This window comes from Riemerella columbina, assembly GCF_030517065.1.
GTDB classification, from domain to species: Bacteria; Bacteroidota; Bacteroidia; order Flavobacteriales; family Weeksellaceae; genus Riemerella; species Riemerella columbina_A.
In genome coordinates, this window is the sequence record NZ_CP103950.1 from 176,309 (window position 1) to 188,060 (window position 11,752).

Sequence of the window (11,752 nt, forward strand, 5' to 3'; positions counted from 1 at the left end):
ATGTGCAGAAAAGTATTTATAGTAAACATATTTTTAATTTTTTTTACACTTTTGAGTTGTAAAAAAAATGAAGAGAATTGCTATGAAAAATTCCAAGATTTATATTTGAAAAATCATTCTCTTTGGATGACTTTTGATAGAATTGGAGTTGAATCCAATAGTGATTTTTCGAATGAAGATTACAAAAAAATAAAAAAACAATTAAATGACAGCCTCCAGATTACTATTGATTGTGCTTTAAAAAATTACAAAGAAAATGAAGTTTTGTATTTGTATAAAATGAAGCAACTTTTTTTAACCGGCCGCTTGGATGAAGCAGAGACTTTTCTAAACACCATAGATAGACGCATTGTGAAAGATGATATTTACTTTCAGTTGCAATTATTCTCTCTACTATGTAAAGAGTTATCTACTCAAAAAGCTCCTATTGATGATTATAAAAAACTTCTGAAAACCTATTCTCCTGACCTGAATCCAGCTTATAAAGATAGGGCTTTTGAAGCTTTTTTAACTTATCTCATAGATAATAGAACTGGTGAATTTAAAGAGAAATTAGAAGCAAAATATCCAACTTCTAATCCAATACTAACCGAGTATACTCGAAAAAATATTATTAAGGATATAATGATGAGAGGAGATATGTTGATTTTTGATTAAAGGGTTATATTATTTTCACCCAAGTTGTGTGGTAATAGGCGGTAGTGAAGCCTCTATGATTACTTTTAGCACCTTCTCTGGAGGTATTAGTACGGAGCTAACCGGTGGAAATTTCTGGCAAGGAGCTATTACTGGTGGTTTAGTTGCTGGGTTAAACCACGCGATGCATAAATTAGATCCTCCAAAAGGATTTAAAGGCAAAAGCTGGACGGATAAGGATGGAACATTTACCAAAAATGAAGACGGTAGTTATAATGTGGATAATAGTCCAGAGGGAATAGGAAAATATAAAGAAATACAAGAAGTTGTTATCCGCGGTAAATCTAAGTTAATGCAGAATATAGAGGATATAACCAATGGTTTAGGGATTAGTGCTTCAACAAAAGAGACTCTGGCTAAATATTTTATAAAAGGAGAAATAACGCCTGCTGTAGATAAATATTTTAGATATACTAAATATTTAGGGAGGGTCACTGGAGCTTATGGAGTTGCTTCTTCGACAATAGATTTTATGTATAACCCTAGCTGGAAATCAGGAACCAAGGCTATAATCTCGATAGCAGCTACGACTAAATATGTTAGCCCTCCTGTTGCCTTGATATTAGGAATTTCAGAAGTAACGGGATTTACAGATTGGACATTGAATAAAATTTATGGAAAATGAAAAAAATAATAGCGTTTTTATATGTGAGGCATAAGAATGATAAGAGGGTATCAGACATTGCTCATTTACAAACATTTGTTGATATCTTCATCGTCCTTATGTTTCCTTATTTCTTTTTAGAAGAATGGTTGAATATTCATGTAATTATGTTTTTTAGAAAATTAGCTAATGGCGTGAAATGGTTGGAATATGTAATAGGAATTAGTTGTTTTGTCATACCTTTGTATATAATTTTTAGATATTTATTTCCTGAGGTAGAGTTAGAGAATCGTTATAAAAGCTATACTTACCCTAAATATTATCTTCTTATTTTACGGGTTGTGGGGCTCTTTATAGCATTGACATTTTTATTTCTTACACTAGAACTAAGGGGATATGGTATAGGTTAACCGGTGGCAACTTCTGGCAAGGTGCTATTACAGGTGGTTTGGTCGCAGGGCTTAATCATGTGATGCATAAGATAGAAGCAAAAAATCGAAATATAGATCCTCCTCAAAAAAGTAAAAATGATTCAATTGATAGTAAGCTGAAAGATATAAAAAAAGGCACCAATATTTCAACCTCTATAGAACTTATTGATGCGATGGATGAAGCTCTATCTCCTGATCAGAGAAGAATATTTGGTAAATATGGTGGGAAATTAGCTGGGTATGTTGCTGCAGGGGGAGAAGTTGTTTATAATGGAGTAGAGTATAATAATGGACGAATTAGTGGTTATAGATTTACTTATCGATTAGGTAAAACGGCTACAACAATGATTATTGGATCAAGTATAGCTGGTCCTAAAGGGGTAGCATTGGGTGTTTTAGTAGGATTGACTTTTGATCTAGTAGAAAAAGGCTGGGATAAATTTTATTCTGATACGAAACAAAGTGTTAATAGATTTGAAAATACTATGGTTTCAAATTGGATGAAATATAAATAATAATAAATTTTAATAATGATTAGTTTAAAAAAAAATCGCACTTTAACAGAGTTGGGACTATTTACCATCGTTTATATATTGTTTCAAATGCTTATATGGTGGTATATAGGTTATGATATTTATTCTACTTTGGGGATGTTTTTTTTGTATTTTATATTTTATGCGCTCCCTGTTATAATTTTGTTTTTTAACTATAAGCGACATAGTTCTTGCAAGGCTTTTAACTTAAAGGAAATTAATAGTGAAGATATAGAAAAAGTATATTTAGTAGGAACAGCACATAAAATAAAAAACTCACAGAATGCTTATACATTGCCTTACTGTATGAATTTTTTTTACCTTAAAATCCATTTGAAAAATAGTGATGAGCCTATTATAATTACTAGCGTAGATGATTATAATATAGAGAAAAGATTTTCTAAACATTTTCCCAATATAAAAATAGGAAAAGAAATCGATTTTTTTCCGTTATTCCCCAAACTGGATAAAATATGATTTCTATAAATTGATTTGAACTGCTATGTTTGTAGTATGTGATAATTATGGGAGATTAGCATCTTAGTTATTCGATAAAAGTAGAATTTAGAAGATGTGTTGAAGTCTATCTTTTGGGGAGAACAGAGCTAACAGGTGGCAACTTTTGCCTCAGTAATTTTTTTGTATCTTTGGTTTCGGCGAACCTCGTGCCTCGGTTTGGCAAGGAGCGGTAACTGGTGGCTTAGTAGCAGGGTTAAATCATGTGATGCATCAATTGGATCCTCCTAAAGGCTTTAAAGGAAAAGAATGGAAAGATAAAGACGGAACATTTACTAGAAATGAAGATGGAAGTTATGATGTTTCTAATAGCCCTGATAAAATAGGGAAGTATAAAGAAATAAAAGAGGTGATTCTAACTGTTAAATCTAAGTTAAGACAAAATGTAGATAATGTTGTTGCTGGTTTAGGAATTAATACTTCGATAAAAGAAGGGCTTTTAGAGTCTGTTAAATTAAATAAAAGCGCTGCAAAATACCTGAAGCTAACAAAAAGATTAGGAGTTATTGGTGCAGGGTATGATATTTTCCAAAATGGAAGAAGTTTTGTGAATAACCCCTCACTATATAACACAGCAAAATTAGGCATAAGTATTATCTCAGTCACAAATCCTTGGATTGGCTTAGGTTTAGGAATTTTAGATGTTACTGGAGGAACAGATTGGATATTAACAAATACAATAGGAAAATAATGTTAAAAATTATAGTATTTCTTTATTTATATTATTTTAAAATTGAAAAAAGCAAAACTTCGGCATATATTAGAGTTTTGGTTTGGTGGTTTATAATTTTTGGTTTACTTCAAATATTAGTTTTTAAGTATTTAGATATTAAAATACCATTTATTGATCAAGGGATATTGAAGGATACAAAGTTCTCTGTATTTTTAGTTTCACTGCCTTATTTTGGAATATTCTATTGGTTGTACCCGCCCAAAAAGTTAGAAAGGTATAAAGATAAATTTACTTATCCCAAGAATTATATTTGGTATTTGAGGGTTGCGTTTATATTATATATGATTGTGTTTATATTGTCGGGGTTTGCTTTGCAGGAGGTGCAGTTGCTGGTGCAGTCAGTGGGCTAGGGAATGCTGCAATTTTTGGAGAGAATATTGGGCGTGGTATAATAGCAGGATTTATTTCTGGCGCTATAGGAGGAGCGGTAATAGGTGGTACGGTAGGCGGTATACAGCAGGGGTTAGCTAATGCAAAAGTCAACACTACAGGTATAGGAACTAAAGGGAATATATGGACGGGAAATGCTGTAGCACCTGGTCGAAGTGTTTGGGCGCTAAATAATACGCCAAAGGCGACAACGGTTGGGAAAGTAGGTAGGTTGGAAGTGGGTAGACTAGAAAAAATAAGTATAGAAAGCCCTAATGCAGATGGATATTTAAAAATAAAAGAATTAGGTGATGGAGTAAAAATCATCCCTAAACCTAATGAAATAATTCAGAGCGTGAAAGAATTTAATATAACAGGTAAAGGTCATCTAAATGGAAACCTAAATGTATCACAATCAGACTATAATAATTTATTACGAGGATATACATATAACTCAACCCCTAGAATAAGCACGAATGGTATAACCTATCCATTTAAAACTCCTTCTTACAATGGCTCTTTTTATATTTCATCCTCGGGTGGCGAACCAACTATGCAAATAATTAATAATGTAACTTTATTCAAATATAAAATTAGATTTACTATACACCCTTAGTTTACTTTATGGACAAATTAAAAAATTACTTTCAATTTTATTTTGATGAAGATTTATATAAAGATTATCATCATTTTTTAGATCAAACTAATATAAAAAACAGGTTTGACCAAATTAGTCATTTTGATATTAATAATGTAAATAATAAAGTATTATTAAATGTATCAGCTAATGCTGATATATTAGATAATGAAAAATTAAAACAAATACAAGATATATGTAATAATTTTAATAACCTTTTTTTTTACTTTCTATCAGGGACTCCTGAAGAGGGATTTTGCTTGAAATTCCCATCAAATAAAAATGATATTATAATCAGAAATAGAGATAACCTATTCTACTCTTTTTTTTCAGAATATAACTTCTGGTTTTCAGATAACTGGTGTAGATGGGTGAGTGGAGGATATATAGATGACATTTTCATTAGTGAGAATAAATATATAAATTTTAGTCATGAATTAATTTCTTCCAAAACAGAAGATTTTGATAATATTTTCAACCTCTATACCAAACATTATGGAATCATAACTCCAATATTAGAGCATAAAGAATTTTTGAAAAAAATATTTAAACATGACTTTAATTATTTGCTTTCGGATAATATTTACATCACACAAAAGTCGATAGAATATATTAATGACCAATTATAAAAATAGAAAAAAAGAGTAGAAACTAGGACTTTACATCTCAATTGGTGATAAAACGAGTACTGCTAAACTGACACAAAAAGTAAAGTTAGATTTCGTGGTTTAGTCGAAGTTCTATCTAACCTACACCGAAGCGATACACAATAAAAAAGACAGCCAAAATGGTAAAAAAGCATTACCTTTTGTATAGTTTTAATGGTTGGAGCAGTGTGATGAGTACTATATTTTTTTAAGTCAGTTATATAAATTTTTTTATATCTTTGATAACAAAAGAGAAAAAGTTCGTTAAAAAGTAAATTACCAATACCCAAAACTACAATAAATACGGCTATGTGCTGAACAACCCGCTGATGTGCAATGACCCAAGTGGGGAGTTCTTTGCGTTCCTTGGGCTTGGAGTATTATTTTGGAAAGCTGTTATAATAGGGGCAGCTGTAGGCTTAGCCTCTTATACCATAGGTTTAGCGGTAACAGGCAATTTAGACCAATGGAATTTAGGCGGGGCGCTCAAATCAATGTTGTTTGGTGCGGCAGGCGGAGCCGTAAGCTTTGGAGTGGGTAGCATTTTTAGTACTTCTACAGGCACGCTATCCAGTATTGGCACAAGCATTCAGAATACTTTGGGAGGTGTAGGCTTATCGGTAATACAAGCAGGTACCCACGCGATTTCTCAAGGGGTATTAGGCTTAATGCAGGGGCAAGACTTTTTAAGTTCAGCCGTTGGAGGCTTTGCAGGGAGTTTAGGTGCTAGTGGCTTTGGTGCCGTTGCAGGAGACTGGGCAGGTAAAGCAGGCGGACAAATATTCTTTGGAGCGTTATCAGGCGGCATAGGTGCAGAGCTAAGTGGTGGAAATTTCTGGCAAGGGGCGGTAACTTGTGGCATTGTAGCTGGGTTAAATCATGTACTTCACGATACTAATTTACCTGATAATGGATATGATGAAGATGGAAAGAAGATTAATAATCTAGGTGGGGACGAAATAGATTATATTTTAAGAAAAAATCCTTTTGGAGAAGGTTACCAAATATTAGATGAAATTAAAGTTAAGCATATTTATGGTTCTTATGGAAACGGCGAAAGTTATGGTTATAGATTACACCACAAATTGCCAAGTCCTGCTTTGTATGATCCTAGTTTTAGTATAATCTCAACCTATGTTGGAGGGGCTATTACAGTAAAAGGAATTGGTAATTATCTAACGAGAACAACAGGAGGTATAAAACAATGGATTAGAACAGGAAATTCATATAGTCATGCAGGGAAGTTTAAAACATATAGTACTAGATGGGGAGCAGGAGGAAACCATTGGAAAAAAATAGGAAATCCGACTTTACAAAATTTGAATAGGGCGTTTAGAAAAACTAAACTTCCTGGTAACAGTTGGAGAACAAAAGATCCAGGACATTTTCATTGGAAAAAAATTAAATAATATATTATAGCATGAAATATTTAAAATTTAAATCCCCTTGGGATTATAATGATAAGAAGAAAAGTTTTGTAGAAAAAATTATTTTATATTTGGGACTATCAGCCAATCCTGATTATGATAACAAAATATACAATGTTGAATTCTGGCTAGTAGAATTTGATGAAGAAGATATACCCATTAGAGAAATTGGTTTAGATAATAACTCAAAAGTCATTTTAAAAATGCCCTATAAAAAAAACTATGGATACTGGACAGATAATAATTTGGTGTATGACGATTTTATTAGTGATTTTGCTTCCGTAAAAATAGAAAAAAAGGAGTTTGAAGAAAAATGGAAAGCAATAAGATAACTTAGCAATACCTTTCTTTTGGCAACAATGAAAACTGTTGGTTTAAGCAAATTTGCTCAAAATACAGTCGGTATAGGTGCTTTTGAGCACTATCTAGAGGAATAGGTGCAGAACTAAGCGGCGGCAACTTCTGGCAAGGGGCTATTACTGGTGGTTTAGTTGCTGGGTTAAACCACGGGTTGCATACCACAGTAAATAAATTACAACAAAATAGTCGTGTGAAAACAGCTCTAAAAAAATTAAATATAGATCCTAATAGCAAGCCTGAATTTTCAAAAGAAGCTGTTATTGATTTAACCGTAAGAGATGAAAACCTCAATGAAATGTATAAAAATGCAGATTATCCTTCGATTTCTTTGGACTCTAATCAAATAAAACCAGGGAAAACAGAGATGTCAGGAATTACACTTGGGCAGAAAGCATTTCAATCATATAGAAACCTTTATTTAACCTTAGGACACGAATTCATTCACGCTTATCATTTTGCGAGTGGTATGATGAGTTATTGGAGTAATGGTTTTAAAAAAGAATATATAAATCGAGCTACATATAATACAGAAAGAGCGGCTTACTCTTGGTTGCAACTATATGATTCGCCTTCAATGAAATACAAATGGGAATATCAATTTATTGTAAATTATGGTCATTTAATGAAATAAAAAGTTATGAAATATGTGATATTTACTTTTTTGTTTCTTCTTATTTCTTGCGGGCAGAAAGATTTAGAAGTTACCCTGCCTGACCAAGAAATTTTTAGTCATGATTCTTTGGAGGTCAAAATACAGAATAATACAAATAAAGATTATCTATTTTTTTTCGAGCATAATAGATTGGAATACTCCGAAAGTTCAAATTCATTGGAAGTTATTATAACAAAAAATAAAAAACCTGTAAAATCTCAATTGGCTATTATTGATGCTTTTGTAATTCCAGATGAAGATGGTTATATTGATAAAAAAGATTCTCTTGAAGCGGCAAAATTCTTTGATTGTTCGGAGCATCTTATTAAAGTGGTTCCCGCTAAAAGTCATATTATGCTGAAATTCTTGATATTGGATGAAGCAAATAGATGTGGCGCTGGGTTTTTTCCAGAAATTAAGAAAAATCAGTTTTACGAACTAAAACTTAAAATCAACACGGACACCACTCTAATAAAAAAGGAAGAAATGAAACAAATTAATACCCACCGAAAAGGCAAAAAAATAAAGTTATTTCAAGGACAACTTGAATCTAATACGGTAAAGTTAAATAATTGATTTTCTGTTTGTTTAATAAAAAAATATGAAAACAATAAGAGTGATAAAGGAATATAAAAACTCCGATGATTAGTATACTTTCCTCTCATGCATTATCAGGCGGTATAGGAGCCGAGCTAACAGATGGAAATTTCTGGCAAGGGGCTATTACGGGCGGGTTGGTTGCTGGGCTTAACCACGGGTTGCATACCACAGTAAATAAATTACAACAAAATAGTCGTGTGAAAACAGCTCTAAAAAAATTAAATATAGATCCTAATAGCAAGCCTGAATTTTCAAAAGAAGCTGTTATTGATTTAACCGTAAGAGATGAAAACCTCAATGAAATGTATAAAAATGCAGATTATCCTTCGATTTCTTTGGACTCTAATCAAATAAAACCAGGGAAAACAGAGATGTCAGGAATTACACTTGGGCAGAAAGCATTTCAATCATATAGAAACCTTTATTTAACCTTAGGACACGAATTCATTCACGCTTATCATTTTGCAAGTGGTATGATGAGCTATTGGGAAAATAATTTGGGATCAAAAACAGCCAAATATCTAACTGAAAGAGCAGCTTATACTTGGATACAACTATATGACTCTCCTTCAATGAAATATAAGTGGGAGTATGAATTTTTGAAAAACTATAGTCATTTATTGAAATAATTTTACAAAAAAATGAAATATATAATTTTAATATTATTAACCCTTATTTCTTGCCATAAGGTGAAAAACACAGTGGATTTAGAAATTACTAATTCAAAATTAAAAATAAAAGACAGTCTGAATATAAAAATCACAAATAATACAGAAGCCCCGTTGTGCATTTAGCACAAATTCACTTTAATTTTGTTCAAATCTCTCTTGAATACGAAAAAATTGAGATACTGAATCATGGTAAAAGAAGTGATTTTTGACAGTATTCTTGTAATGAATCCCTGAAAAGTTTTGGCTAAGTTGATGCCCATTAAAAACTGTCCGCACAGCTGGGAAAAATTCGTCTCAATACGTTTTCTAATTCTTGATTTGACTTTTGGAAACGCTACAAAATCATGCTGGTTTTTCCGCATCGGAACGGATAAGTTGATGTTAGAACAGTTAAATAAATCCAGTTGAATTTCCTTGCTGATATAGCCTCTATCCCCGATTAACTCACAGTTTTTAAAGTCTTCTTTGATGTCTTTCAGGTAGTTGACATCATGGACATTAGCAGGTGTAAAATCAAAGGAATGAAAGATGCCATTTTTGTCGCAAACCGCATGAAGTTTGTACCCAAAATACTTTATTTTTTCGATGTATGAAAAAAGTTTTCGTTTTCTTTTGTTATAAACGCTTCTTTCTATTTTGCTGTCTAATTCTGTTCCAGCGATGCATCTAAATAGCTGAAGTTCAGAGTTTATCGACATATATTACCGCGGTAATGTTCAGTGCCACTAATTCCATATCAGACAATTTCGGTTTTCGGATTTTCTTTTTAGTAGGAATATTTTTGCAAGTTTCTTTCAGTTCTTTCAAAATAATTTTGTAGTTTTGTATAAGATTGTTCATGTATTTAATCAATTGATAACTAATTAAATATACGACTTTTTAGTCGAATGAACAATCTTTTTTTATTTTTTTTCCTAAATGCACAAGGGGTACAGAAGATATTTATCTATTTTATATAGATGAAAAAAGACTGTATAGTAGAGATATGCCATTATTATTTTTTGCTGAGATTTTGCATAATAACATTCTTGTACCTGCTAATTATTCTATTTCTTCTCCTTTTTGGGTATTGGACGAAGATGGAACTATGAGTGAAGAAGACCGTTTATTACAAAAAGAATATATTGATTGTCTTAAAAAAGATAGAAGCGAGGTGTTTATATTAAAGCCGAATCAAGTCAAAAATTTTAAACTTCCGTTAATTGATTCCGCTGATGAATGTGGAGAAATAGACTATCCGATTTTAGAAAAAGGGAAGAGCTATAAAGTCTCAGTTAAATTGCGTTTGGATAGTAATATCATTCCCAAAAAAAAATATGGAAAGAATAAACCATCTTAGAAAAGGCAAAAAAATAAAGTTATTTCAAGGACAACTTGAATCTAATACGGTAAAGTTAAATAATTGATTTTCTGTTTATTTAATAAAAAATTATGAAAATAATAAGAGTGATAGAAGAGTTTAATAATTCCAATGATTTTTTGAATAGGGAGTATATTTTAAACCTTACAGCACAAGAGATTTTAGAAATTTTAGATGATTTAGTTTTACACGAAGATGATTATCCTGATGAGATATATGACCCTTATGACCTTACTCCTCAGCAGGTTGAAAAATTAAAACCTTTTCTAAACGATGAACTAAAAGAAGATTTTGAAAAATATTCTTATCAATTAGGGTGTTATGAGGGATAAAAAATAGTTATTTCGCAATATCTACATTTGCAGGATATGGTGGATTGATAATAAAAGTTATAAAAAGAATTTAAGAAAAAGGAGGTAGTGTTAATATTTAATTTAAAAGGGCGGTTAATCGCTGCTCTTTTCTTACATTTGTAAAAAATTAAAGAGATGAAATCAAATTTCAAAGTAGGGGAAAGAGTTTTAGTATCTCCACAAGTTACGGGAGAACCCGACTGGATAGAGGCTACAATAACCGAGATAGAAAAAAATCCGTTTGTAGGTCTTGTTATCAATGTAAAGACAGATAACGGAGTGCTTTTTTTTGAAAAACCAGATATGTTTAAACCTTTAAAATCGGCTTTATCGCAATAGTTTTTGATATGGAGATTTCGGAACTTAAAAAACATTATGGCAATCCATATCACAATGCTTACTCAGAAATCAAAAAACATTGATGAGTAATAATTTTTATACAGGCAGCACTTACGCAACGGAAGGAGATTGGTGAACTTTGTTTAAAGCGATAGAAAAATTAAAATTATGAGTACGACTGATTTTAAAGTGTTTTCTTTTATCTTCAATGAGAACGAGATTAAAGCGAGTAGATTAAAAAAAATAGTCAAAGCTTTAGGAGGAAAAAATATTAAGGTAGCAGAAGGAATACCTGCAGAACTTCAAAGAAGAATTGATGAAGAGAAAGAGGAACGAAAAAATAATGCACTCACTCAGGTAAATTTAAAAGAGTTATGGAAAGATGTGAAATAATGTAAATAATCAACATTAGTTTATAAAAAATCCACATAATACTATAAAAATAAATCAGCCCCCCCAAAAAAACATTTTCCGTAATTTTGCACCCAATCTTAAATAAAAACCACCATCAACTCCACAGACAAAATAAGCCTTAGAGAAATCAATCGCTTGGCGATTCCTGCGCTGTTTGCGGGCGTGGTAGAGCCATTGATATCTCTTACAGATACTGTAGTAGCAGGGCGTTTACCTCAAAATTCTGATCTTGCCTTAGGAGCTTTGGGGTTGGTGGGGTCGTTTTTGTCTGCGTTGGTGTGGATTTTTTTGCAGACCGCCAATGCCATTTCGGCGCTCGTGTCGCAGGGCGTGGGCGGTGGGCGTGTGCATCGGCTGAAAGCGTTGGTGAGCCAAGTGCTGGCGGTTAACTTGCTGATTTCCTTATTGGT

Annotated in this window: 17 protein-coding genes and 2 pseudogenes; 18 read left to right on the forward strand and 1 reads right to left on the reverse strand. The window is 32.2% G+C overall.

Translation table 11 applies throughout. The annotated features are described in order from the left end of the window. The 13 genes from NYR17_RS00745 (at position 1) to NYR17_RS00805 (ending at position 8,834) form a co-directional block, all read left to right on the forward strand. The gene (locus NYR17_RS00745) at positions 1-657 is read left to right on the forward strand and encodes a hypothetical protein (protein ID WP_302505626.1); all 657 of its coding nucleotides are present in this window, start codon (positions 1-3) and stop codon (positions 655-657) included. After that, positions 650-1,321, forward strand: a complete 672-nt coding sequence (locus tag NYR17_RS00750) for a hypothetical protein (protein ID WP_302505627.1) — start codon at positions 650-652, stop codon at positions 1,319-1,321. The genes NYR17_RS00745 and NYR17_RS00750 overlap by 8 nt, the downstream gene beginning before the upstream one ends. Further along, the gene (locus tag NYR17_RS00755) at positions 1,318-1,710 is read left to right on the forward strand and encodes a hypothetical protein (protein ID WP_302505628.1); all 393 of its coding nucleotides are present in this window, start codon (positions 1,318-1,320) and stop codon (positions 1,708-1,710) included. The genes NYR17_RS00750 and NYR17_RS00755 overlap by 4 nt, the downstream gene beginning before the upstream one ends. A gap of 62 nt (positions 1,711-1,772) precedes the next feature. Beyond that, positions 1,773-2,246, forward strand: a complete 474-nt coding sequence (locus NYR17_RS00760) for a hypothetical protein (protein WP_302505629.1) — start codon at positions 1,773-1,775, stop codon at positions 2,244-2,246. Positions 2,247-2,261: 15 nt separating this feature from the next. Further along, positions 2,262-2,741: a hypothetical protein gene (locus tag NYR17_RS00765; RefSeq protein WP_302505631.1), complete on the forward strand. Its 480-nt coding sequence runs from the start codon at positions 2,262-2,264 to the stop codon at positions 2,739-2,741. 247 nt (positions 2,742-2,988) lie between these two features. Next, positions 2,989-3,471: a hypothetical protein gene (locus tag NYR17_RS00770; protein WP_302505633.1), complete on the forward strand. Its 483-nt coding sequence runs from the start codon at positions 2,989-2,991 to the stop codon at positions 3,469-3,471. Between the two features lie 292 nt (positions 3,472-3,763). Beyond that, on the forward strand, positions 3,764-4,498 hold the full coding sequence (locus NYR17_RS00775; protein ID WP_302505634.1) for a hypothetical protein: 735 nt from the start codon (positions 3,764-3,766) through the stop codon (positions 4,496-4,498). Between the two features lie 8 nt (positions 4,499-4,506). Further along, on the forward strand, positions 4,507-5,148 hold the full coding sequence (locus NYR17_RS00780) for a hypothetical protein (protein ID WP_302505635.1): 642 nt from the start codon (positions 4,507-4,509) through the stop codon (positions 5,146-5,148). Positions 5,149-5,477: 329 nt separating this feature from the next. Next, a complete protein-coding gene (locus tag NYR17_RS00785; RefSeq protein ID WP_302505636.1) occupies positions 5,478-6,575 on the forward strand; it encodes a phage tail tape measure protein in 1,098 nt (365 codons plus the stop codon). Positions 6,576-6,586: 11 nt separating this feature from the next. Continuing rightward, positions 6,587-6,925, forward strand: a complete 339-nt coding sequence (locus tag NYR17_RS00790) for a hypothetical protein (protein WP_302505638.1) — start codon at positions 6,587-6,589, stop codon at positions 6,923-6,925. 179 nt (positions 6,926-7,104) lie between these two features. Continuing rightward, entirely contained in the window at positions 7,105-7,584 is a 480-nt protein-coding gene (locus tag NYR17_RS00795; protein ID WP_302505640.1) for a hypothetical protein, read from the forward strand. A gap of 6 nt (positions 7,585-7,590) precedes the next feature. After that, the gene (locus tag NYR17_RS00800; protein WP_302505642.1) at positions 7,591-8,181 is read left to right on the forward strand and encodes a hypothetical protein; all 591 of its coding nucleotides are present in this window, start codon (positions 7,591-7,593) and stop codon (positions 8,179-8,181) included. Positions 8,182-8,246: 65 nt separating this feature from the next. Next, positions 8,247-8,834 carry a hypothetical protein gene (locus NYR17_RS00805; protein ID WP_302505644.1) on the forward strand — a complete coding sequence of 196 codons (588 nt, stop codon included), beginning with the start codon at positions 8,247-8,249 and terminating at the stop codon, positions 8,832-8,834. 161 nt (positions 8,835-8,995) lie between these two features. Here the strand turns inward: NYR17_RS00805 and NYR17_RS00810 are convergent. Continuing rightward, positions 8,996-9,716 (reverse strand): annotated as a pseudogene (locus NYR17_RS00810) (IS982 family transposase). Positions 9,717-9,861: 145 nt separating this feature from the next. Here NYR17_RS00810 and NYR17_RS00815 point away from each other — a divergent pair. The 5 genes and pseudogenes from NYR17_RS00815 to NYR17_RS00835 all read left to right on the forward strand — a co-directional run. Next, positions 9,862-10,215: a hypothetical protein gene (locus NYR17_RS00815; protein WP_302505645.1), complete on the forward strand. Its 354-nt coding sequence runs from the start codon at positions 9,862-9,864 to the stop codon at positions 10,213-10,215. 92 nt (positions 10,216-10,307) lie between these two features. Then, a complete protein-coding gene (locus NYR17_RS00820; RefSeq protein ID WP_302505646.1) occupies positions 10,308-10,568 on the forward strand; it encodes a DUF7683 domain-containing protein in 261 nt (86 codons plus the stop codon). Positions 10,569-10,724: 156 nt separating this feature from the next. Beyond that, positions 10,725-10,928, forward strand: a complete 204-nt coding sequence (locus tag NYR17_RS00825) for a transcriptional regulator (protein WP_302505648.1) — start codon at positions 10,725-10,727, stop codon at positions 10,926-10,928. A gap of 168 nt (positions 10,929-11,096) precedes the next feature. Continuing rightward, positions 11,097-11,321 carry a hypothetical protein gene (locus tag NYR17_RS00830; protein WP_302505650.1) on the forward strand — a complete coding sequence of 75 codons (225 nt, stop codon included), beginning with the start codon at positions 11,097-11,099 and terminating at the stop codon, positions 11,319-11,321. A gap of 183 nt (positions 11,322-11,504) precedes the next feature. Then, positions 11,505-11,711 (forward strand): annotated as a pseudogene (locus NYR17_RS00835) (MATE family efflux transporter); the annotation flags it as partial. Positions 11,712-11,752 lie beyond the last annotated feature (41 nt).